This is a genomic window from Flagellimonas myxillae, assembly GCF_023502235.1.
Taxonomy (GTDB): domain Bacteria; phylum Bacteroidota; class Bacteroidia; order Flavobacteriales; family Flavobacteriaceae; genus Flagellimonas; species Flagellimonas myxillae.
Map to the genome: position 1 here is coordinate 229,643 of NZ_JAMFLY010000001.1, position 24,541 is coordinate 254,183.

22 protein-coding genes are annotated in these 24,541 nt (G+C 42.9%); all 22 read right to left on the bottom strand.

Annotated elements, in window-relative coordinates:
• Positions 1–12: 12 nt before the first annotated feature.
• Complete coding sequence (locus tag M3P07_RS01105; protein ID WP_249968049.1) at positions 13–516, bottom strand: hypothetical protein; 504 nt, start codon at positions 514–516, stop codon at positions 13–15.
• Between the two features lie 14 nt (positions 517–530).
• On the bottom strand, positions 531–1,319 hold the full coding sequence (locus tag M3P07_RS01110; RefSeq protein ID WP_249968050.1) for a DUF1036 domain-containing protein: 789 nt from the start codon (positions 1,317–1,319) through the stop codon (positions 531–533).
• A 158-nt stretch (positions 1,320–1,477) separates the two neighbouring features.
• Entirely contained in the window at positions 1,478–2,422 is a 945-nt protein-coding gene (locus M3P07_RS01115) for an outer membrane protein assembly factor BamD (RefSeq protein ID WP_249968051.1), read from the bottom strand.
• Position 2,423: 1 nt separating this feature from the next.
• A complete protein-coding gene (locus tag M3P07_RS01120; RefSeq protein WP_249968052.1) occupies positions 2,424–3,317 on the bottom strand; it encodes a DUF6175 family protein in 894 nt (297 codons plus the stop codon).
• Positions 3,318–3,322: 5 nt separating this feature from the next.
• A complete protein-coding gene (locus tag M3P07_RS01125; RefSeq protein ID WP_249968053.1) occupies positions 3,323–4,210 on the bottom strand; it encodes a CsgG/HfaB family protein in 888 nt (295 codons plus the stop codon).
• Positions 4,211–4,239: 29 nt separating this feature from the next.
• Positions 4,240–6,246, bottom strand: a complete 2,007-nt coding sequence (locus M3P07_RS01130) for a serine/threonine-protein kinase (RefSeq protein ID WP_249968054.1) — start codon at positions 6,244–6,246, stop codon at positions 4,240–4,242.
• Between the two features lie 10 nt (positions 6,247–6,256).
• A complete protein-coding gene (locus tag M3P07_RS01135) occupies positions 6,257–7,465 on the bottom strand; it encodes a C1 family peptidase (protein WP_249968055.1) in 1,209 nt (402 codons plus the stop codon).
• A 7-nt stretch (positions 7,466–7,472) separates the two neighbouring features.
• A complete protein-coding gene (locus M3P07_RS01140; RefSeq protein ID WP_249968056.1) occupies positions 7,473–7,817 on the bottom strand; it encodes a protease inhibitor I42 family protein in 345 nt (114 codons plus the stop codon).
• Between the two features lie 4 nt (positions 7,818–7,821).
• Positions 7,822–8,508 (bottom strand): hypothetical protein, encoded by a 687-nt coding sequence (locus tag M3P07_RS01145; protein WP_249968057.1) that lies wholly within the window; start codon positions 8,506–8,508, stop codon positions 7,822–7,824.
• Positions 8,509–8,815: 307 nt separating this feature from the next.
• Positions 8,816–9,400 (bottom strand): FHA domain-containing protein, encoded by a 585-nt coding sequence (locus tag M3P07_RS01150; protein WP_249968058.1) that lies wholly within the window; start codon positions 9,398–9,400, stop codon positions 8,816–8,818.
• Between the two features lie 5 nt (positions 9,401–9,405).
• On the bottom strand, positions 9,406–9,627 hold the full coding sequence (locus tag M3P07_RS01155; RefSeq protein ID WP_249968059.1) for a hypothetical protein: 222 nt from the start codon (positions 9,625–9,627) through the stop codon (positions 9,406–9,408).
• 6 nt (positions 9,628–9,633) lie between these two features.
• Positions 9,634–10,299 (bottom strand): FHA domain-containing protein, encoded by a 666-nt coding sequence (locus M3P07_RS01160; RefSeq protein WP_249968060.1) that lies wholly within the window; start codon positions 10,297–10,299, stop codon positions 9,634–9,636.
• Between the two features lie 2 nt (positions 10,300–10,301).
• Positions 10,302–11,039 (bottom strand): LytTR family transcriptional regulator DNA-binding domain-containing protein, encoded by a 738-nt coding sequence (locus M3P07_RS01165; protein ID WP_249968061.1) that lies wholly within the window; start codon positions 11,037–11,039, stop codon positions 10,302–10,304.
• A 53-nt stretch (positions 11,040–11,092) separates the two neighbouring features.
• A complete protein-coding gene (locus M3P07_RS01170) occupies positions 11,093–11,857 on the bottom strand; it encodes a PP2C family protein-serine/threonine phosphatase (RefSeq protein WP_249968062.1) in 765 nt (254 codons plus the stop codon).
• Between the two features lie 190 nt (positions 11,858–12,047).
• Entirely contained in the window at positions 12,048–12,863 is an 816-nt protein-coding gene (locus M3P07_RS01175; RefSeq protein ID WP_249968063.1) for an SOS response-associated peptidase, read from the bottom strand.
• A 226-nt stretch (positions 12,864–13,089) separates the two neighbouring features.
• Complete coding sequence (locus tag M3P07_RS01180) at positions 13,090–14,091, bottom strand: LytTR family transcriptional regulator DNA-binding domain-containing protein (protein WP_249968064.1); 1,002 nt, start codon at positions 14,089–14,091, stop codon at positions 13,090–13,092.
• 34 nt (positions 14,092–14,125) lie between these two features.
• Positions 14,126–14,788: a fibronectin type III domain-containing protein gene (locus M3P07_RS01185; RefSeq protein ID WP_249968065.1), complete on the bottom strand. Its 663-nt coding sequence runs from the start codon at positions 14,786–14,788 to the stop codon at positions 14,126–14,128.
• 5 nt (positions 14,789–14,793) lie between these two features.
• On the bottom strand, positions 14,794–20,937 hold the full coding sequence (locus tag M3P07_RS01190) for a T9SS type A sorting domain-containing protein (protein ID WP_249968066.1): 6,144 nt from the start codon (positions 20,935–20,937) through the stop codon (positions 14,794–14,796).
• A gap of 10 nt (positions 20,938–20,947) precedes the next feature.
• A complete protein-coding gene (locus M3P07_RS01195; RefSeq protein ID WP_249968067.1) occupies positions 20,948–22,354 on the bottom strand; it encodes a hypothetical protein in 1,407 nt (468 codons plus the stop codon).
• Positions 22,355–22,371: 17 nt separating this feature from the next.
• Positions 22,372–23,703 (bottom strand): DUF5723 family protein, encoded by a 1,332-nt coding sequence (locus tag M3P07_RS01200; RefSeq protein WP_249968068.1) that lies wholly within the window; start codon positions 23,701–23,703, stop codon positions 22,372–22,374.
• Between the two features lie 12 nt (positions 23,704–23,715).
• Positions 23,716–23,979 carry a response regulator transcription factor gene (locus tag M3P07_RS01205; protein ID WP_249968069.1) on the bottom strand — a complete coding sequence of 88 codons (264 nt, stop codon included), beginning with the start codon at positions 23,977–23,979 and terminating at the stop codon, positions 23,716–23,718.
• Positions 23,980–24,068: 89 nt separating this feature from the next.
• Positions 24,069–24,410: a response regulator transcription factor gene (locus M3P07_RS01210; RefSeq protein ID WP_249968070.1), complete on the bottom strand. Its 342-nt coding sequence runs from the start codon at positions 24,408–24,410 to the stop codon at positions 24,069–24,071.
• Positions 24,411–24,541: the final 131 nt, after the last annotated feature.

Sequence of the window (24,541 nt, forward strand, 5' to 3'; positions counted from 1 at the left end):
GGGAAGTCCGATTCAAAGTTTGTCCAAGATCAATTGGTAATACTCATTTTCAGATATCTCCCGGTATTGTGCCTTAAAATCGGACTTATCCATATTCCCTATATGTTCTCCGAGTTTTCTGTTGTCAATGTCCAAAACATGCATTCTGTAAAACCCATCGGGTCTATGGCTAACAACGCGAACTGGATTGCCTTCATATAGGAAATAGGTCATAAATACATGTTGATATACATCCAGTTCAGAATGATCCACTTTTAGCTGAAACTTGTACATCAATACCCTGGTATTGCAGGCTTCATAAAATGCTTCCTCAGAAATATCATCGAAATAAGGTCCATATCTATCTTTGAAACTAACATGGGTAATGACTAAACTGCTTTCCTTTACATTTATGGTATCAATTCCCATATATCTGCCCTGTTCATCAAATGCCACCCGATACGGCTGCCCGCCTATATGTTTTATATACTCATAGCTCCCAAAACCAGCTTCCCTTTCAATGGTGTCTTTTATCATGATAATATCGTTTACTAGTTGTTACAGTTTAGGTTCACCACATAGTCTCCATCAGCGTCTATGTTCATGTCATATTTTCTCATATCGTAGTATTGGGAACCTACTTTTCTGGACTCGTCTCCGCTCCAAGAGTAGCTGTAGCTTTGTGCATAAACGTACACGATGCCATTGTTGGAACTTAGTTTGTTGCCATTGCTAAAGTATAGGTACGACCCTTTGTTGGGTTCTACCTCGAACCAATATTTTGTGGCCCAATCATCATCGTTATAGCGATACCTGATGGCAATCTTTATGGTTTCGTTGCAATCGTTTTTTACGTAAATCCGACGTTTGTTGGAACTGCTACTATAGTTGTAGGTACTGGTATTGGTGTAGCTACTGGTACTGGTGTTGGTTTCAGCAAAAGAGTCAATCAACACCCCGTACATTTCAATTTTGGAGGGGGTAAGTGCCCCCCTTACAGCACTATTTCTGTCGGTCTCGTAAAAATTGTAGGAACTGCCATCTTTTTTTACGGTAAGCCTTCCTTTTATCTCGAAAGTTTCCTCTCCTTCGCACAATAGACACAATTTTCCCTTCCAGATAGCGCTCATTTTTATGGTATAGCTCTGGGAAAAGAAGCTGTAATCGACATCGTAGATGTAATAATGCGGGTTGTACCCCGTGTTCGGACTCGTAGATTTCATTAGTTTTCTAGCCATTTGGGAGGCATAATTCTTTACTCTGGAATCCTGTCCGTAAGCGGAAGAGAAAATTCCACTTAACAGTAGGAATACAAACAATAGTTTTACTTGATTTTTCATGATTTCTGATTTTTGGTTCTCATTGATTTCTAGACCAAATATCAGTTCATGCAGTATGGAAGTTGTTTTTTATTGTCTGGAACCTTGGTTTTAGTGTATGAAACCCAAAAAAGGGGGATGTTTTTGGGTTTCGGATCTATTGATTTTTTCGTGACGCATTAATCACAATCTATTCCAATACCCATAGCGCAAAGTTGTTCTTTGTCGTCTTTTTGGGCCGTGGACCTGGAAACATCGTTCACTACTTTTTTCTTACGGGCCTGGACCCTTTCGGCTGTTTCTTTTTTGGTTGCAGGGGGAGAGGGAGTATCCGATTTTTTCAAGGAATTCAATATGGTTTGGGCCTCATCGAAGCAGACGGAGTCAGACTTAATGCTGGACAAAAGGCTTCTGGCGTAATCCAATGCCTCATTTTTGATTGCCTCTTGGGCCTCTGCAATTACGCCCTGGCATTGCCTGTTGTTGTACATCACATAAGCTTGGTCCAGCAAGGCTTCAATGTCGCTATAGCAGCTCCCAGATACATTTACAGGAACGCTCCAGAGGAGGTTGATGGCCTTTTCAACATCACCCTTTCTTAATTCTGCCGAAGCTTCATTGTAGATATTCCGGCAATTGGCCTTAAAATATTCCGTGATTTTTTGTTTTATCCGGGTTACAAACCCATCGATTTCTGAACCACTGGTCTTGATCGAACCAATGGCTTTGGTAATGGCATCGGCCCTGCTATTCATGGAAATACCTTCCAATTCGAATGGATAGGAGGAGGCGATCAACGCACCGGTTTTTATATTTTGGACCTTAAAGGTCAACTCGGCAACAATATGGTGGTTACTCCCAAAGTTTCCGGGAATTACATCATCCTCATATATTTCAAATTCCGGATATACCACAAAATCGTTGACATAATCTGTGCTGATTATCCCATGTCGGGATACCATACGCTGCACTTTGGTCCTGATTTTTCCCAAATGCCTGGCATTTAGACCTTCTATGGAAAGTGAAGGGGGAAGAACCGCCAGTTTTATGCCACTGTTGTCCTCAACTTGAGCATTTACAGCGCCCATAACCATTAATAACGTTATAATAAGTGCTTTTTTCATCTTAAAGGATTTTTACAAAAATGGACGACCTACCAGTTTTAATCTCGAAATCCAATCCCAGATCGTCAAAAAATCGAGTGAGCTTCCGCTCAATTCTACTCGTTCTCATATTGCATTCATATCGGAACTCGTCAACTGTAAGTTGATTTGCTGTGCTGGTCTGTATTCTATAATACCCATCTTTAGCATTTGCTTCCAACCAATCTTCGATCACATATTTCAATCGCGCATTGTCGGCTTCCGGGATCTTACAATTCATATCGCAATCGGCGGCAGAATCTATGGTGAATTCAATATTGGCAATCGACCCAAATTCGACACACCGGTCCAGATAGTCCACGATTTCAAGCATAAAATGATCAATGTAAGACAGATCATTACCTTTCTTATCAGCATAATTGACCATGTTTATCGCATTTTTGGTCAACGCACTAATGTCTGGTGACCTAATGTAACGGGATTCGCAAACCTCGCTGGCCCAAGATGTAGAAGACGAATAATGGTACGCCTCCACGATTACAGTGACCTTGTTACCATGCGGTGTCTCCACATATTCCATTTCGAGTTCCACCAATACATCGGCAACAGCTTGATCAAACAACAATTCCAAGGGTTCGCATCGATCACAATCCTTAAGCTTACCGGTCCTCAGTAATTGATTGTAAGCGGCCTCAAAATCCTTGGTGTCAAACCCGAAATTTTTGAAGGCATCGTTAACCGCTGCCATTCCAACTTTTAGGTTGAAAGGGATTTTGTTATCATTCAAATTTTTGAAGGCCTTTTTTCCCGGAAGGATCATGATGCTGGGCAAAATAATCCTATCGCTCTTTTTATCTTGGGCATGGGCGCCCAGTGATAAAAGGACGGAGACCATAATTATTATTGTCTTTTTCATTCCACTCAATTTATTATTTTGCCTGGGCAGAATTTACATTCCACTTCTTGACAAATCAGTTCTACATCGGGGTCTTCCATTAATTCTTTCAGTTCTGCCACTTTGTTCTTTGGAATTTTCCCAGTAGAATAATCCCCTTGAACATCGTTAATGGAAAATTTGGTTATTTCCAGTTTTCTAATAGATCCATCATCGTATCGCTTCACCTTAAAAATTGCAAATCGGCTCCCCTTTCCAACGCCTTGGGCCTCTCCAACCTTCAGTAAAATATTGGTGTTTTTTCCATCCCTTTCCAATTCCTCTATTTGGGCATAGAACGGGGTGTTCTCGATTATAAAATTGTTTAACTTATTCCGCCATAAGGTCACTCGAGTTGCCATTGAGGTAATGGAATCAATACCATCTGGCGAAATAGGGGGTACTGGCGATGGTTTAAAGGTTTTGGAGGCTATAATTTCCTCGGTTGCCACATCGGTAATATTTATGCTAAATGTCATCTTGCAATGCAAGCCGTTTTTCATTTCTTGATACTCCACTGCCGTCAAAGTTCCACCGACCAGAAAAAGAGCCCCTTTTCGTACACCCTGTTTGGCAACAACCCCATTGATGAATTCAATCCGTTTTTGCATTTCCAATTCATCATCGATAGCCGAGGTCTCTTCAAAACTTGAACGATCTAAGGGAGCGTACTTTTTCGACTCCACAAACAGTTGTTTCAATGTGTTGGTTAGCAGGGCTGCCTCCCTGTAATCCTCGATGTCCAGGGCATTGAAGGTCAATAGTCCCAAGGTGGTTTTTTTATTGCCCTTTTGTTGCGCAAGGCAGCACATCGAACCCATCATAATTGCAATAAACAATATGGGGTATACTTTGGTTATAAGATTGTTCTTCATTTTCATTATGGTTTAATTATGGTTCTTTTTTAGTTTATTTTTTTGTATTCGTCCACGGCGCTGAATTTGGTTGCAATGGTTTCCTTTCCCGACTTGTCGATAAATCCCCATTTGGAATTGGTCCTTACCGGAGCAAAGCCAGTTTTGAAACTTCCCGTTCGTTCGTATGTGAAATCGATTACCTGCTTTCCTTTTTTGTCAATGAATCCCCATTTATCACCCAAACGTACTGCTGCCATTCCCTCGGAGAATTTTTTGGCCCTATCAAATTGACGATCGATCAATACTTCTTCATCCGTGTTGATAAAGACCCATTTTTCATCGGTGTTGAGTACAGCGACCATGTCTTCGGCATAGTCCCCGGCCTGTAGGTAGTTAAAACCGATTACTTGTTTTCCAGACCCATCAATAAAGCCCCATTTCCCCATTTTTTTTACTGCGGCAAGTCCATTAGAAAACGAATTGGCCGCTTCAAATTCTTGGTTAAAAACCGGATTTCCATCCTTGTCTATAAATGCCCATCCAGAATCGGTCAGTACCGGTGCCTTATTGTTGGCGAACAATTTGGCAGCCTTAAAGTTTTGATCGAAGGCCTTGTTGCCCTTTTTATCGATATAAAACCAATCATCCCCATTTTTTACCAGGGCCAGACCATCCGAAAAGGGGGTGGCCAAGGCAAAGTTTCCACTGATGATGGGTTTTTCCTCGATATCGATATAATTCCAACCCGATGATGTTTTGATCGGGGCAAGACCTTCACTAAAGTATAATCCTGCTTGGTAGCTCGGCGCTATGACGGCATCACCGTTGAAATCGATATATCCCGTTTTCCCATTTTCGGTAACCATGGCCAGATAGGAGGCACCTTTGTTGGTTGTTCCAAACTGCATAATTGCAATGACGATTCCCGCCAAAACCGCTGCCGCTATTCCAATGGCCCATATTTTTCTATTTCCCCCTCCACGTTTGTTCACGGGTTCGGTTGTCACAGGGTCATTGTCCTCGGCCGAAATACCCTCAAGTTCTGCGTGGTCAATGATGATTGTTTTATCCTCGGCGCCATCATCGATGGACAAAATTGCCGTTACCGTTTCCTGATCGTCCAAAATCTTGGTTTTAGACGCTTCTGTGTTGTTGGCATTTTCCTTAAGAAAAATATCTTTCTCAAGGTTATAGAGATCTATTGGTAAACTTCGCAATAGATCCTTGCCCGTGGAAGGTCTATCGTTTGGATTACGCTGGAGGCATAATTTGGCAATGGGTTGCCAGGTCTCCGGAAGTTTGTTGAACTCGTCGCTAAAATCCTTTTTAAAGATCTGTTGAATGATTTCCCCTTGTTTTCCGGCCGTGCCTTCGGCATGGCCAACAGGGTCGAACAGGGTCTTGCCCGTAAAAACCTCAAAAATAATGATGCCAAAACTCCACAAGTCCGTATTGAATTTAATATGGGAGCCCCTAAGCTGCTCTGGGGAGCTGTATTCAACCGTGCCCCCAGCAAAACTGTTTTTGAACAGGCTATGGGAGTCATCTATTTCGGCCAGTTTGCTCAAACCAAAATCGGTTATTTTGGGAATGATTCCCTCTCCCGGTCTGTTCACGACCAGAATGTTCCCGGGCTTGATATCCCTGTGCACTACCTTCTTATGGTGCAAATAGGCAATCCCCTGAAGGATCTGTACCAGTATTTTGCTTTTTTCAACTTCATCGGCCTCCGTATTTTTAAGATAGCTGGAAAGATTTCCCAAGGGATAAAACTGCATAATGCCATAGTCGAATACTCCTGGGCCATCCGAATAGCGATGTACACTTTCGTAATTGGCAATATTGGGATGGTCGTCCAGCGCTTTGATGGCATCATATTCGGATTGAAGTGAAAATTCCTTTCCCTCTATATCCTTTATTTCTTGGACCTTTACCGCAACCTCCCGATCCAACCTTCGATCATACGCCCGGTACACGGTACCAAAAGCACCCCCGCCAATTTTGTTTTTGCGGTTGTCGTACTGATATCTATCGTAAAACTCTTCCCGGGTCATGCTACCTTACTTAATTTCTTACCTTAATATTATCCTCTTTTAAGTTCAAAAGAAAGACATTGGGGTCTTTAATTCTGTTCCCATAGGATATCCTGAAGGATTTATCCCCGTCCATGACAATATTTTTCTCAGTTTGTCCGATCAAAGCGGCTTTTTTGCCATTTTTTGAAATAATGGAGTAGGTGAGAATCATAATTCTATGGGTTCCCGGGGTCAGTTTTATCTTGTTGTTGTATTTCACGTTCTTTTTGTTCATTCCAAATTTATAGGCCTTTTTTCCTCCATCAATAAATACCCCTAAATTTTGATAATCCTGAATGGAGCCCAGAACGCTGGCAATGTTCAAGGTGTACTTGTCCTTTTCGGTAAATACTGGGGCTTCGTAGTTTTCGTCCAGACGCTTAACATCGGCCCAGGTTATTCTTTTTAGATCCTGTTTGCCATATTTGACCCAGCCAAATCCCTGATGGCCCCATTTTTCCCCCCAGGAATTTTTGATGAGCCAAGCCCCTTTTCCATCATCCCAACCTACAATATTGATGGCATGGGTAACCCTTCCTGTGTTGTTGTCTTGAAGAATGCCCGATTCACTATTATATCTTTGAAAGGCAGTGGAACTTGCATTTAATGCCGCTATCAGTGCTCCATGTTTGACCAAGGCCGATTTAATTTCACCAATGGAGGCATTGTCGTCCAGCTGGCCCCAGTTGGAAACCTTTATCGGAGAACTCTGTACCAAGGCACAGTTGCCTTTGGTATTCAGGTAGGGAATTTCCTTTTCGCTGACAACGCCCTTATCATAGTTCAAAAGTTCTTGAAGGGCACCTTCGGGATGGCCTCCGTTGCAACCCCTACTTTTGGAGATGCAGTTAACCAGCTGCTGCTCGCTAAGATCCATCTTCTTTTTGTTGATCAATAGGCTGCTTGACTCCAATGCGGCCAGTGTGGAAAAGGCCCAACATGATCCGCAATCGAATTGATCTTTTATTTCGGTAACTCCTTTGACATCGCGCAGGTCGAACCTTGCGCTTTTTTCATCGCCGTAGGACGTTAGGAGCGCATCGTACAACAGCTCACCGGCACCTATAAAATCTGCCCTTAATTTTTCGAATTCCTTTTTTTCTTCCGGGGTCATCGGAATTAGGCCCATCCCCTTATTTTGGGCTGGCATTTCCGTTAGGAACAATAGAGATAGCAGTGCTATGATCCAAGGTCTCATTTTATATCTATTTTTTGATTTTTATTTCTATTTGTTTTCGGTTTTCATCCAAAATCAGGTTGGGTTGAAAACTCCGTATTTTATTGAATCTTAGCGAATATGTTCCCCTGCTAAGCCCTTTTAGGGTGTACACTTTGGAATATTGGTACAGTCCATTTTCTTTTTCTTTGCCGAGGTTTGTGGAATCCACAATCTGTATTTCGGGTATTTTTTCCATGTTCCATCCGAATCCACCATCACCTTCACCCTCCAGGGAAATTTTAAATTCTTCTCCAAGGGAGTAGCTTTGGGTGGATTTGCAGGAGACCGAACTGAAAATCAGTATCCATAAAACAATGCAATAACTCTTCATGATCCTATGTTATATCCTCACCAAAATTGTCCTCTTCGGCATATGCCTCCCCATCATTTAAACCGTCGATAATTTCTTCGTCCGTTCCTATTTCTTCCAAAGCGACCTCTTCCCGCTCATCATTGGCTTCTTCTGAGGAGGGTTTTTCCTCGTTTTCTGTTTCCGGGTTTTCTTGATGGCCATTCGCCTCATCACCATTGGAATCATCGTTTCTTCTTGCCTCTCCGTTTTCAAAATCCGTGTTCTCCCTGAAAACTTTGAAAAAAGTGGATTTATCTTCATCTGTAAAAGCGTCCCATTCTTCCTTGGTGTAGGTATTATAGTGCTGCCCCCTCCAAGTGAAAAAACCACCTTGGCCCAATTCTTCGCGTGCAGTCTTAAAGGCTTCCCCAAAGGACATTTCGTCAGAAACCGTATCGGCAAACTCCACCGAGGTTGGCACTTCGTATTCGTACATTTCAGGATCTTCCACGAGGTCTACTTCATCAATGTCCTCCTCACTTTCGGATTCATCCCGGGTTGCGAACTTTTCTTTTGCATATCCAAAAGCCATGGTTCCTGCCGAGCCACTGAGCAATCCAACAAATGCCGACAGGGACATTTGGTTGTTCTTCAGCAGACCAACTTGGGTTTTGTCCAAGCCCTTAAGCTTGACTTTTGACTTTTTATTCGAATTTGTTTTAAGCTCCATTATGTATACCGTTTGTTTAGCCAAATTAAAATGAACCCCATGGCATTTCATTGCTTATATACATGAAACACCCGTTTTGGTTCATAAGACCAGCCAAGTAGGTTTTTTTTAACTATAAAGGGGGAGGGGTGAACTTTAGGGTAAATGGCGATTACCCTGCGAAGTATTTTATCACTTTAAACATACTAAATATTATCCAATACTTATGAGGGTTATGGACAATAATTTTCTTGAAGGGAAAGGGAGTAATGGAATTGGATGTTTTGCAGGAAAACCGCTATAAATTTGTAGGTAAAAGGAGAATATTCTAAATCGAGTTCTTTGAAAAAGTAATCAAGGTGTTTCGCCCTATTTTGACCTTGTCCGAGGGGTCCAAATAGACCTGCTCCCAAGCTTCGAGCACTTCGGTTTGGTCGGCTCCGACCAAACGGGTTTTGTGCATGCTGTTCAAATCCTTGATGACCAACTGGTTTTTGAATTGATCACTTGCGACCCTAATTTCGAAATGGACCCTGGACACGGCAGGATCAAATTGGGTGGGAATCAATATGGGTTCGGCGGTAGAATCCACGGCTTTGATCTTATCCGCGTTTCTGCCCACAATGTACACCTTGTTGGCCATGAGCTCCTTTATGGCAAGGGTCTCCATGGAGTTGCTGTTCGAAATGGTGAGCTGAAAGGACTCTTGGGACCAATCTGAACCCTGAGTACTAGTTATTACCGTACCAGTGTCGGTTCGGGTGGGGATATTTTTGGAGCCCACGTGCTTTTGGATATTGAGCTTTACTTTTTTTCCGCAAATTTGGCAGCAGATTTTCTCATCCTTGCCAGCAAGGATCCACTCCTTGGGAATTTCTACCCGATAACCGCAACCGCTGCACGTATGATTCATAGGTTTTAGAGATCTAGATGGTCCATATCGTTGTCGATTTCATCATCTTGTTGGTCGTCATCCGCTTCGTGATCGAATCCTATGTCGTCATTGCCATCCACGGAATCTTGATTTTCTTCTTCGTCCAAATAGGAATAATCCAGCTCGATCACATTGTCTTCGTTCACCGGTAAATCTTCAATTATGGACTCGTTTTCTACTTCAATTTCGTAAATAAGTTCGTTCATGACTTTTTAGTTTACGTGCCAAGTGGCATTACAATTTTTATTTCTGCATGTTTTTTTCTCCTTCCAGAAAAACCCCTCCTTGCCATAGAATTCCGACCCGCATTTGGGACACACGAATTCCAGTTGGAACCTGGTTTTGAGCTTATCTAGAAGTTCTTCTTTTTTTCGTTCCGAGATACCCAAGGTAGAAATGGTGCTCCCGACTAAGGTAGCCCCGATCATCAGGGGGTATCGCAGTTCCGTTCCAAGATTGGGGATCAGGTAAATTACCACCACAATACCGATGGTAATGAGCAAGCGCGGCAACATGGCCAGCAACCTATAATTTTTGTTGAGATTTCTTCGCTTGGATTTGTATTGGGACTCTATACCCAAAAGGGTTGTAAACTCTGCGCTAAAATCTGTTCTAGCTTGTTTGATGTGATTGTTAAGGGTCTTAAAAAGTACAGGTCCGGCTACCTTGCTGTTCCCAAATTGAAAACTGTCTTTTTCCGTAATCTTTTTGGAGGCAATTTTTCTGCCATTGACCTTGCTTCCGTTGGCGGATTGTAGGTCCACAAGGGTAAAATCCTTGAAATTTTCCGAAATCTTGACCTCGGCATGTTTTCCGCTCACGGTATTGTCATTCAATACCAAATCGTTGTCCTTATGTCGTCCTATGGTTAGTTTCATGATCAATACCAGTATACAAATTCCCTTATTCGTTTCATATAGGTGTCCCCAAAGGTCAAGACCCTGGATGGGCAATTTCTGTTCGCCGTAAAGTAGACCTTATGCTCTTTGGAATCGACCCTGAAAACCCGGTTTCGGTTTATGATATATGAGCGGCCAATCCTACCCATGGAAGCCACTTTTTGAAGCCTATCGTTAATAAAGGAGATGGCCTTGCTTTCCACTCTTCGCTTCCCATTGCCCAGATGGATTTCGGTAAAGTTTCCGTCGGCCAGGCAATAACAGATGTCTTGAATGGGCTCTAAATCAAATTTCCCTTTAGATTTTATCTTAAGTTTTTCAATAGGGGCATTTTTGTTATACGGATAGCACCTAAGCCTTTTGACCAATTGCCTCATGGACCGCCCAACATCCTCTAAGGAAAAGCAGAAGCTTATGTCCTCTTCCCAACCGTAAAAATTAAAGAAAACCGAAGGTTTGTCACCAACCACTGCGATTCTGGCATGGTGGTATTGGCTGGACTGCCGGTTGTCCTCTTCCTCTTCGTTTCTATAGTGGCTCAAAAAAGCCCTGAGCCTTGAGCGTTGTTCCAAATCGTCGTTCGGGAGGTAAAAGAAGACCAAATGCTCACCGTCATCCACGAACTTGTCCTTGTGCAAATCCCACTGTGTCTGAAGCGTAGCTTCAACATCAAGATTGTTGAAATTCCTGAAAAATAATTCCGTGGGATTGCTGTTCATGGGAGTATGTTTTCTTTATCCGTGGGAAGATAAAAATATAATCCAAATTAATTTTACGGTTCACCCGTGATCTTGGTCCAAGTGGAAGGATAATTGGTGAAAAGCTCGATATCACTGGATTCAAACTCACCAAGTATGGCCGAATTGTTGTCCCTGCTAAGCTGGAGACATTGCTGTTTAATGGCATCCAACTTTTGATCAAGGGATAGTTGGGTGGAACCCAGAAGGAGGATCAATTCCTTTTCTTCAAAGGCTTCCAAAACCCCATCGGTACAAATAAAACAGAGGTCACCGGCTTCGATGTCGGAGAGGAAGTTCACCTCAGGAGAGGCCATTTTGCCTTTGCTGTGGGTAACTATGGCATTTGTAATTTGGTTCTTTAGGGGGTGGACCCTTGCCTCTTGGAGGGAAATTTCCCCCAATTTTACCATGGTGGCCACCACCGAATGATCCCATGTTTGCCAATATCGCCCGTCCTTTTTAACAATAATGATCCTACTGTCCCCAATGTGTAGGGTAAACAGCCCATTCTTTGAAGTGTAGACCATGGCCAGAGTAGTGGCCATTCCCTTTAGCTGTTCGTCTTCCTGTAAGATTTCTTGCTGTACTTCATGGGCCACATGTTTAAGGTCGTCGGCAGAGACAATTTGGGCATCCTTGGTTTTTTCCAGTACCCTGTTTACCACAAAAGTACTTGCCACTTCCCCTTTCTGTTGCCCGCCAACACCATCGCAGACCACCAGGCAGTTGTCATTGACCCCCAGATGGTCTTCATTGGTACTTCTTTTACCTATGTTGGAATAGTGGACGACCCGCATATTGTTTTGTTCTGTTGTTGAGGTCCAAAGTTTAAATATATCACTTGGGTGGCCAAAAACAATGTATGGAATGGGCTTTTTAATGTATAAGCCTGTAATTGGGTGAAAAACCACAAGTAGGGCAAGATCTTTACTGGATAACAGCTTTAGTCGTTGGACACCTCCTGAACCAGTTATTTATTCCTTCACTTCACGTGACCTTGGGCTTATCCTCGTAATCAATCTCAATTTCCTTATAGTGTACCGCTTTTGAAATATCGGCCCTGTTGGAAACTACTTTGGGCGCATACAGGTCTTTACTGATTGGTTGTGCGTACAAAAGTTCATCCGGCATATCGGAAACAATGATGTTCTCCAGTTCGTTTCTTTGGGTAGCACTGTCCAACCATTCGGCTACCTGTTCATCCCGCAAAATCACCGGTCTCCTTTTTTTGGTATTGTGGATTTTTTCAAACAGGGGTGTCGCCTTTCTTGTGATGATGGTGAAGGTGGCATGGCCATCATGGGTAAACTCGTAGATGCCGGCCAACTTCATCACCTGTTTGTCCCGGCGCTCGAACCTAAAGGGCACCTTAAAGGGCCTGCCCTTGACTTTGTGGGGGGTGGTGTGGGGTTCAAAGAAACCCGTTACCGGGATTACGCAGCGTCTGCTCTCTGCACTTTCCATGAACATGCGGGAGGAGAACAATTTTTCGGCAGTGGCGTTTAGGCCAGATCCGTAGGGAAGGGTCTTTTTATAATAGTCCGGGATGGTCTCACCGGAAACCTCCCTTGGCACAAAGCCCCACATTAAGGGAGTAAGAAATTTAGGGTTCTCCTGGGGTTGGATGAGCATCATCGGGTGTTCGGCAACCTTTTTGCCGCCATCCATATAATGCTTGGCAAATCCGTTGATATGGAATCTCAGCAAATCGTCATCGCACATAAAATCGGGCATTCGGGCAACAGCATCCATAATTTTTTCCAGATCAGCGATCGGGTTTATCTGTTCGGTGGCGTAGCACATGTTTAGTTAGTTGTACGAACAATTTAACAAAAAACCCTTTACGTTAACCAAGTCTTTGTCTCCCCCAAGACGCCAACTCCATTAACCGCAAAGGGCAGGGAATGAAAATTGCAAGGCCTGATGAAAGACTATTTGGGTAGGCCTTGCCAACTAACTAACTAAAACTATAGGTAAAATAAGCGATAGTGATTCGTGAAGTCAATACCCATTTCAGGGTATTTTTGGGTTAAAAGCCCTGTTTAAAACTTCGGGATAGCGGTACCAATTGGTTGGTGATCATTAAGAGGCCGTCGCTATTGGTCTGCTTGATGAAATTGGAGTTTACAATATATGAGCGGTGACTTTGAACAAAATTGGGGGGCAATTCCTGTTTTATCGATTTTAGCTTGCCCCTTACAAAGTGATTTTTCCCATTACTAAGAAAAAGATTGAGGTAGTGGTCATCGGCTTTGATGAACACCAGTTCTGAAATGTATACCTTGGTTTTATCCTTAAGCACAATATGGTTTTTGACAACAATTTTCTTCAACTCGTCTATCCGCTTAATGGATTCTTGGTTTTCCTTTTCGAGAATATCGATTTTACTTCCGATCAAAACCGAAAATACGATGGCCTCGAACAACGAACCGCAATACATAAATAGGGTAGGGTGGGCACTAAATTTTTGAATGAAACCGGAGTAGCCCCCAAATGAGAAGCCTGCAAAGAAAGAGCAGGTGGCCATAACGGAATAGGAGAACGAGCCCAATAGGAACAAATAGGTAATTCGGTTCTTGATTCTTAAGAAAAAATAGTAGCAACAAAGGGAAAATACGAAGGTGGCGAATCCGAGAACCATAAAAACGTATGTAAGCGCCCTACCCCCAAATAGCCCATAAATAACCAAGAACATGGGAACCATGAAAATGGTAATGTCGCGTGCCTGGAGCATTGTTTTATCCCATTTTGGAATACGCTTTTTTGTGGGCAACACCTCCCGAGCAAATGAGAGATAAAAAATAAAGGTGCCACAATGGATGCTTGGCGTTAATATATGAAACCACGCCATTTCTCCATGCCGGCTTAGGTCCTGCCCCAGAAAGAACAGGAAAATGCATAGAAAATAGAGACTATAGTGCAGGAACTGTTTGTTGTTGTTCTGAAAATAAACAAATAGGTTGTAGATGCAGAGCACCAAGATTCCTCCACGGATATATTGATAAAAAACGGAGTTTAAATCAGCTAACAACTAAGTAGGTTTTTGCAATGGTGATGGTGGATTGTTAGGGAGTCATGGATTGTTTGGAATCGGAATAATTTCCATTTTCATCTACAGTCCTAATATTGATAAAATAGGTGATGCCATCCTGCATCGACACGGTTGTGGATTGCTCAGTGGTATTGGACAACAATTGACTCGGTGGATCTTGATTGGAAAAATACACATCGTAGTACGCTATGTCATCATCCAAATCGGTTCCGGTCCAGCTTAGGGTCGCAGTCCCATCCCCATGATCTATGAGGTCGATTTCGGCTGGGAACGGCACATGGTTTTCTTCCGCAAGTCCTTCGGTGTAAAAATTAAAAGTTTCACTTGTTTTCGAATTTCCAAAATCGTCGCTCACGGTGACCTTCCATGCGTACAGGGTGCCCGGTTCCAATTCCAGTTCCAAACCAGAAGTTGGACTGGAAGCTGCAAAGGTTTCCTGGCTCACCGTGTCCTCATACTCCAACTCGTATGTAGCTACACCATCAACATCTTCCCAATCAAAGCTTACCCTGATTTTCCCGTTGGGCAGATCTACACCCAAACACTCTTGATTGTTGATAGGCAATAACAATTGTACTTCACCCAGGGAATTCACGGGTTCAAATTTTCCTTCACAAGAAAGGAGGGCAAAAACCAAGACGACAATACATCCAAATGGTATTTTAATGATTTTCATGGCCATTATCTTTTTATGATTTTCATTTCAAATTGTTTTTCCGAATCGTGACCCAATACGATATAGATCCCAGTAGGCAGATCATAAACGGGAAGCCTAACGGTGTTGGAATTGGAGGTGCCGAGGTTAGCACTTTTCATCAATTGACCTTCCATTGAAAAAATGGAGAGTTTAACCGTATCGAGAGCAGGGAGACCATGGATGTTTAGGTCGTTGGTCACAGGGTTGGGAAATGCGGTAACATTATGCCCAAAGGCTATTGTGTCTTTGAAAATTCCCTGACAATCGGATGCACCGGTTATGATTATATCGTTGGTTCCGGAATGTAATGGAACCGAGATGGGGCGGGGAGCGGTGGTGTCAAACTCATATTTTCGGTCAGACCCGTTCACCATTACGGTGTACGACTTGCTCCCTTCCACAGTGTATAGGGCGGTGAAAGTGGTGGTATCCAAACCTGTGGGGGTGATATCAAGTCTTTCGAAAGTAGATACATTGACCCCAAAACATTGCTCAAATTCGGGTATATCGTTGAGGGTAACGCAAACTTGGTAGTCCCCATTTTCTCGATTCCCTATTGTCAACGGAGCGTTCGTGGAAGCTTGTCCGACTAATTCCCCATTGAGCAAAACATTGAACGTATAGTCAACGTTAAAAATACTCACCTGAATTTCACCGTTGTTCTGTGCCTCGCAGGTTTCGCTGGTCACCAATACCTGAATGGCGGTGGGGTCGATAGTGAACCCTCCCTGATCTGGACAGCCGTTGTTTTCCGATGTTCCGACTTCAAAATCACAGTCATCTTCGGTATCTGGCACCCCATCATTGTCATCATCCAGATCGGCATTATCTCCAATGCCATCACCATCATTGTCGGCGGTTTCGGAAGCATCGAATGGAAATTCATCTTCGTCGTCGTTTGTGCCATCGTTGTCGTCGTCGTCGTCGCAAAGGTCGCCAAGGCCATCAGCGTCAAAGTCGGCCTGGTCCGCATTTGCAAGGGCAGGGCAATTGTCTTCATCATCCAAAATCCCATCTCCATCACTATCTGAATTGCCTAAGTCATTATCGGTAATAAGCCCAATTGCTGAAGCTGTTTCCAATATGAGTTCTGGATACGTTGTGCTTATAGAAGCTATAAAATTTTCAGTGCTTTCGTTAGGTTCGGCATCGTCAATGATTTCTATCTCGAATGTGACGGTTGCTTCATTTTCACCAAGGAACACGGTATTATCTGGAATGTTCTTAACCGTATCACTGAAATCCTCTAAAATTGTAGCTGCATTTACTCCATTGCCGGAAGACAATACAATGTCAAAGTCAATGGCATTCCCTGTAGCGTTTGTGGCCAGGTTTCCATTTTCGTCCCGAAGGGAAATTTGGAATATGGCATCTTGGGAGCCTTCGGCACCATTTTGTGACGGGGCCAATGTGACCCTATTGTCGTTGTCCTGAATGCCCATAATATCTGAAGGAGGAGACTGGTTGGGGTCCAAATAATATCCGATGCCTTCAACAATTTCCAGTTCAATGGTTTCTTCGCCTTCAAAAAGACTATCGTCAATCGGGATTACTTCTATGGACAATGTAGATTGTCCAGTCGGAATAGTACCACCGTTGAGTTCGTAGTCCGATCCTTGTTGGGCATTCCCATTGTCCAGCCAAAATATTTCGAGGATATCCCCGGTTTCGTTCGTTACTATATTGCTGTTTTCATCCACAAGAACTACGTCAAAGCTGCTGTTGGTACCATTTTCCATGATATCTCCATTGCTCGAAATCTCTACCCGGTAATCGTCTTCCAAAATGGTGTAGGTAAAGTTGGTTCGGCCGCTTAAAGGCGTTAAACCTGAATTACCTACCTCCAGTTGAAGATTAACGGTCTCGTTGCCTTCATAATCGGTATCGTCAAGAATGCTCCAATCTTCAAAGGTGATGGGATTGGTACCGTCATAGGTTCCAGGGTCTATTTGTATTATAGAACTGGTGTTGTTGGGAGTCAGTATGTAATCATCATTTACCGTAGCACTACCATTTCTTAAATCGATAACGGTAACAAAGGTTGCCTGGGATACGGTACCATTAAGGACCAATTGAGGCCTGTTCTCACCGTCTTGCTCTAAATCGCTGTTGGAAGGTGTTTCAAAGCCAATGGTCACCAAAGGTGGATTACAATCGGTTTTGACGACATCATTGTCAAACTGCCAGGTATTGTTAGCCACGTTTGTCTGTGCCTGTATGAGGTCACCTTGGTTGACCAGCACACATGAAAGATTGGGATGCCCTGTAGCGTCAAAGACAAAGTTGGCCACATTGAAGTTACCCAGATTGTTCCTCAGGTCAATTTCTTGTAGTGAGCCGTCCCCCTCTTCATCCGTAAAGTAAAAGGTATCGAATGCATCAAGGTTGGTGATTTGGGTTAAATCCAAGAAAGTAATACCAGTGTTGTCGGGCCTAAAAATGGCCAGGCTTGGCGTTTTGGTCAGGTCTATGGCCGCAAGATTTCTATTGTTTTGAAGGCTTAGACTTTCCAAAAGAGGAAGCGAGTTTCCGTTGAGGGTAACATTATTGAGTATGTCTTCATTGCTTCCTTGAAAAGAAACATCTATTCGCGTAAGTTGCGTGTTTGTACTTGAAGCGGTCAAAGATGAAATTTCATTGCTTGTAGCTTCAAACTCTTCCAAATTTGTGAGCTGGGAGAGATCCACCGCCCCAGTTATCTGTGCGAAGCTGACATTTAGCCTGGTTAAATTCGTGAACTGTTCAAGCCCTGAGAGGCTGTTGATCGGGGTGTTGTTGTAGCCCCCGTCCAGGTTTATCTCGAAGACCTCAGCAGCAGCTTCTTGGCAGACCTCCCCATTGACGATTAGTCCTCCAACCGGATTTCCCCCGTTGTCGAGAATCCTGTTTGCGTTGGCAGGGTCCACTAAGAAGGCCTTAAGATTGGCATCGGCAAAAACCAGTGGGGTGCATGTTGGGCATTGGGTACCCACAATGTTGATGTTATCAAACACCCAGGTACTGTTGACAACATTGGTTTGGGCCTGGGCGAGGTCACCTTGGTTTACAAGCACACAGGAAAGATTGGGATGTCCGGTGGCATCAAAGGCAAAGTTGGCCACATTGAAGTTGCCCTGATTGTTCCTCAGGTCAATTTGCTGCAAAGCACCGTCCCCTTCCTCGTCGGTAAAATAAAAGGTATCGAACGCATCCAGATTGTCTATTTGTGTCAAATCCAGGAATGTGATTCCCGTGTTGTCGGGCCGAAAAGTGGTCAGGCTTGGTGTTCCGGTGAGGTCTATGGTGGTTAGGTTTCTATTGTCCTGTACGCTTAGGCTTTCCAAAAGGGGCATGGGGCCACCATTAAAGGTGACACTGGAAAGAACATCGGCATTGTTGCCCTGAAAGGAGACCTCAATACGGGTGAGTTGGGTGTTTGCACTTGAAGCGGTCAAAGATGAAATCTCATTGCTTGTAGCTTCAAACTCTTCCAGGTTGGTGAGCAGGGAAAGATCCACATCCCCGGTTATTTGAGCAAAACTGACGTTTAGTCTGGCAAGGGTGGAGAACTGTTCAAGTCCGTCGAGGCTGAGGATAGGGGTGTTGTTGTACCCTCCGTCCAGGTTAATCTCGAAGACCCCAGCAGCAGCTTCTTGGCAGACCTCCCCATTGACGATTAGTCCTCCTACCGGATTTCCCCCGTTGTCGAGGATCCTGTTGGCGTTGGCAGGGTCCACCAAAAAAGCCTTAAGATTGGCATCGGTAAAAACCAGCGGCGTGCAGGGCGCGGCACAGGTAGTACTACTTTGTAGTTCGTTGAAGGTTGGATTGTAGGCATTTCCGGTAACAGCATAAACCGATGGTGTGCTGGTCAGGGCTGCCCAGGGTTGAATAGCACAAAGGCTCGATAAGGAACTGTTATCATCAATATTTACTCCTTCAGTAATATTGCTAAGACTCTCCAGTCCAGTTAGACTGGTTAGGGAATCGTTACCATTTATGGTTAGAATAGCAAGGTTTGTTAATGCACGAAGCCCGTTTAGATCGAGAAGTGCATCATTATTGGCAATAGAAAAATCCGTGGTGCCAGAACGTACTGTTGTAATATTATGAAGACCTTCTAAACTGGTTAGTTTGGTATTCTCAATGATAAACAAACCAAAAACATTGGTTAACCCACTCAGTGCTTCAATGGAAATAAGCTCGGCATTTCTGGCAATGGTCAATGATTCATTAAAAAAAGGTGTTGAGGTATTCAATAAATTGAGGGACTCCAATCCAGAAAGGTTAGTAAGGCTTGGATTGTCGGTGATGAACAAATTTGTTGTTATTTCCAGAATAGTACTAAGGGGAGATAGGTCTGTTATTGGACTACCTGAAGCGTTATCAGAAATGGTAAGACTGCCATCAATGATCGTGCAGCCATTTTGACCAAAAGCATTGACCTCTTCTTGGGATGTAAGAACAATATCACCTATACATGGGTCCACCAGACATGTGGCAAGACTTTGTAATTCGATAAAGGTTGGGTTATACGCGTTTCCATTTACAATCCAATCGGCGGATGCTCCTGGGTTATTGAATGCCCACGATTGGAGTGCACAAAAATTGGCCAGACCAAAATTGTTGAAAATCTCAATGTCCGCAATAGTGGTCAAGTTTTCCAATCCTGAAAGGTTGGTAAGTTGGGTATCTGCTATAATCGTGGATGGGATTTCCGTTAGGGTATTGAGAGGTGATAAGTTACTAATGGAAGTTCCTCCGCTGCTAGTATCCTCCTGGATAGCTAAGGAGGTTCCAACAATCCTTTCAAAACCCAACCCACCTAGAAAATTTACTTGTTCTTGGGTGTTTAGTATAGGGTCGTGATTCAGAATTTTTGGGTCGTAAAAATTTAGGCTTCTTAAATTAATATCTGATGCGTTTATGGGATTGCCATAAAAATAGAGTCGGTCATTAAATACTTTTCCAAATAAGGGGCGGATGTCCTGGGTCAAGGAAGGAATGACTCCCCGTACCCGGGGTAAAACCGAAGCCAAGGTAGATTCCCTCATTTCAAATAGTTTTAGGGAACCCGATTCCGAAGCGTAAAAAATCAATGCATCGTTGTAAATTCCTAGAAACTCTGCTCCATTTAAATTCCCAAGTGGAATTCCAAAAAAAGTGTTGCCCGTACTTCTAGAGAACAGTACAATGTTGTCAATCACATTATCATTATTGCTACTTACCAACAGCGCGAGTTGATTGTTATAGATAGTAGCACCTTTATTACTTCTATTGGTGCCTTCAAAACTAAATGGCGAAAGTCCTGGAGAAGTAAGAATAGGCTCAAACTGGCCAAGGGAATCCAGTCTATAGAACTTCATTCCATTGTTTGGCCCATCCTTGGAAATAATGTAGAGGTCGTCTTCGAAAACTGCAGAAGCAGGTACGGTATTGGCTACCCAACTTATACTCCCAACAGGTGACAGCACATTTGTACCCCCATTGGTATTTAGGCTGTAAAGCTGAAAGAAATCCTCAAATGTGGTTGGTACATCTCCGGTATCAATAAAAAAGTATAGTTGGTTGTGCGCAATTTGAAAGCGTACGGGAGCGAAATCCGTGCCTGGCACAATAGTGTTGACCGTATTAACTCCCTCGCTTGGCGAATAGCTGATCAGCCCAACTTCGGGGACACTCGTGTTCTGCCGACCAGGGAAATAGAGTCTATTGTTATACACAATCATTTCGCTAAAAAATATCTCATCAACTCGAACCGAATTATCAACCACAATGGGCACCCCATTATTAAATCGGTATAAGAGATAGCCTCCGCCTACGGTAAGGTTTGCCATGGCAAAATAGAGGTCATTGTCAAAGACGGTAAGCGCAATGATATCGAAGGTGTCTGTGAAAGTACCACCGGAAGATGGGTCAAACTTAAGTTCTATGTCGTTTGTTTGATCCAGTGCAAGGATAAAATCGGTGTTGTTGGTAGTTCCCAGATCTGAAATGTAGTAGAGTTCATTATTGAACTCAACGAATTCTGGACTTGTAGCCTGTCCAAATTCGTATGTGTTGCCGAATTCGTCTTGGTATTCGCTGATCTGCCCCCAAACCAAGGTAACGGAGCACAGCGCAATTATAAGGAGTAGTGTTTTTTTCATTTTATTGAGTTTAGTTGAATATCAAGGATGCAGTTCTAGAAACCCTTTGGCCATCTGGCAAATTCACAATCAAGGTTACAACATCCCGTACACCGGATTCTGCGCCTGGAATGCTCAGTGAATATTCCCCCAGAGCCTGCGGTTGAAGTGAGGTAGAATTAGAACTAAAAGTTATTTGGTCCGAATATCCGTCTGAGCCTGCTACAGAAATACTTCCTACCGTTCCTTGATAGAGACAAAAAATATCAGCAATGGCAAAATAGTCCTGACCAGCAACTGGAGAAGATGGCGATAATCTTAAAGAACGGATTGTAGTTTGCGAGTTGAAATTTATATTTAGTTTTGGAAGTAATCCACCTTCATTTACTTTTTCGAATGAACTTAGGACGTTATTCGGCAACGCTAATGCGCTAGCTCCTACGAAAATGTCCTCTTTGTATTCTCGGTCGAGAAAATCAGAGTTGCAAAGTTTTTGCTTTAAGTTTGGAGCACCCGGGGCAGGACTTCCAGTTGCAATGCAAACCACGTTTAAACCCGCAACTGCAGTGGCGCAAGCTGCTAAAAATTTGGCAGCTACCGGTGCCCCAACAACCGATTCCACAAGAGCTGCTGTGGTCGCAAGGCAAAGTTTTGGAAATAGATTGGAGTTAACTTTGTTGGCTAAGCACACATTACCCAATGCGGTTGAAGCTGACTGGCAGATATCTTTTAGATTGATTTTGGGTGCTATGGAAGAAGGGATAGAGGATGTATACCTTCCTGAGCTTAATCTCTTTGTTGGAAAAGTGCCCAATACTAGACCAGCTTCAGATTTCACGATTACCCTTACTCTAGCATCTTTTTCAACACCGCATTGAAAAACACTAATGTTTACCTTAGTTTCATCTATTGGTTTATTGGGATTATTAATAAATGGAATGCGGCTAGTGATTTTTCTTCTTGACGATTTATTTACGTTTAATACTTTATCTTCAAAATTATCTTTAGTAAAATCAACTTCAGTATTTAGCTGGGAACTTCCGTCATCTGATAAAAAAGTTACAGAAGCCTTTAACTCAGAATGCCAAACAAAATTTATTTGTGTTCCGTCTTGAGTAAAAATGTCCAGTGGCCGACCAATATTATCTAATCGGTAGATTGTTGTATCACCTTGATCTATTACGTCAAATTGGTTGATGTTAGTTGGCATTCCATTATCATCACGGTCCCCCCAGAAGTCAACTTGATAGTCATTGTCCATATAGGTTGCAATAAGCGGATCAGTAGCGTTGGTCATGACAAGAAAATTCGATTCGATTTCTGAGTTGCTATCTGTGACGTCCGTTTCTTCATCTTGCAATAAACTTGTGCAACCGAGCATTAACAGGGATAAAATAATTACCTTAATACCGATTCTGAGGGTTGATGACTTTTTCATTTTTTTGTTTTTACTTATTATCTTTTGTGATTTATCGGCACCTTAAAACCGAAATAAATGTTGGCTGTTTGGGCACTCTCCGTGAGTAAATTGGAAAGGATACTTCCAGAACCAATAATCACTGGACCTAATTTGAAACCGGCACCTAGACTTGTACTGCCCAATGCGCTATAGGTCACAGGCAGATAAATACTGATGGCTCGAGTCTCAAAACGCGGTGTTAAGGTGATTTGGTTAAGGCCATTGTTATTGTATGGACCCTCTTTTTTTACCAGGGTCTGATGAATGTCCAAGTTGGCATAGACCAGGGGAATTATTTTGTAATCAATATTAACACGAAGGGTAGTGGGCAACGCTACGGTTACATCCCCAGCTGCTGAAGTCGAAGTGAAATTGTTGTCCAAGGCATCGATAAAGTCCTCCTCAATTTCATCGGCATTTACTCCGCCATTTACATTGTAATTGGTGAGTTCGGTATCCTTGTAGGTAATGGAACCTATGTCTAAAACGGAAACCCCAATTTTTGCCCTGTATTTGTTCAGGGCCCTAGGGTTGTCATCGGCATCCGCAAATCGTGACCCCCTGGTGCGATATTCATAAACTACTCCTACATCCAACCCAAAACCCGGAGCCATGTCCTTGGCGTAGTCGCCTGTATTTTGATCTTGATCATAGCTGATCAGATATGACAATTCCCCATTTAAGGATACTTGGTTGCTTGTGGCATTAAAAGAACCATTCAATGTGCTGGAGGTAGCTTGGGCCACACCGGCCCCCATGAGGTATTTTAGGGTAAGTCCCCCTTTTAAATAGTGTTGGTCATAATCGTAGTATAACACTCGGCCATAGGCCAGTCCAACTTCACCCCAAATATGGGTAGTGGCGTTCAGGTTGTTCTGTTCAAAACTGAAATTGTCCGATGGAAAACCATCAACGATCCCTTCAAAGAATTCACCACTGATGTTATTGAATGTATTGGACATTCTGGCCTTGGTAATAAGACCAATACTGTGTTTTTCATTGATGTTGAACATAAATGAAGGACCCAATACCTCGGCATTGGCCAATACTTCATTTTGGGTTGATGATAGCGTGCCTAGATTGTTTAAATCTCCGTTGACCATGTCGATCATATTTGACAAGGAAAAATTGGTATAGTCGTTTGCTATTAATGCTCCGACGGAGAAAAGGTTCACATCAATTTGAACTCGGGCGTCTGCTATGTTTGCTGGGTTTACTGTTACCCCATGAACACCATTGAAGTTGTCTGTCTCATATCCTATCAAGGATTGTGACCATAAGGTTTTAGAGATGCTTAAAATAAATACTATGAGTAGCGTTTTCTTCATTTTTCAGGGTGGTTATTCGAGCATATCAAATGCGAGGGCAAACAATACGGTCTCCCTAGGGGTTTTTAGATTGATTTTCCTAGTGATATTCTTTCTATGGGTACCAACCGTATTCTTTGATATATTGAGTTCTGTTGCAATGGACTGGCTGCTATGCCCTTCCACAACTAATTTCAGAACTTGCCTTTCTCGTTTGGTCATTTTTTTAAATTGTACTTTATGTTCGGTGCATATGGCAGCTATGATGCCATACAGTTTGGTACTGGCTATTCTCATTTTTTTCGATAAAAATTGATGATTGGGGAAATCAGTCTTGTGCTTTAAAGGTGGGGGCCTTACATACTGACCATAACAAACTTAGCGTTCTAAGCAATGTTGGGAAATACCCAGTTCTGGGTATTTTTTTGCTCCAAATCCATAAAAAGAGCGAATAGGATTACATCTCGTAAACCATTAAACTTACCTTTTCTGTATATGTTCTTTTTATGGGTGTCTACGGTGTGTTTGGAGATGAATAACTTATCAGCTATTTCATAACTGTTTAGTCCCAAGGCCAGCTGCTTAATAATTTCTTTTTCCCTTGTTGTGAAGCAATGTTCATCAATGTGATGGTAGGATCTTGAGATGTTTGATAAGGTTCGCATAAAAGACAGGCTTATTTGTGCGTTTTCAGCATCTATGTTATCGAGTTTTTGCTTTGTTTCCATGTCAGTTGGTTTTATGTGTTCGATATCTCAAAACTCCTGTAAACAAAGGCTTTAGGCAAATATATGTCGTGAGTGACACGACAAATAGCGCGAATGGAATTTACAACGTATGAAAGGCGAAGATGATAGAT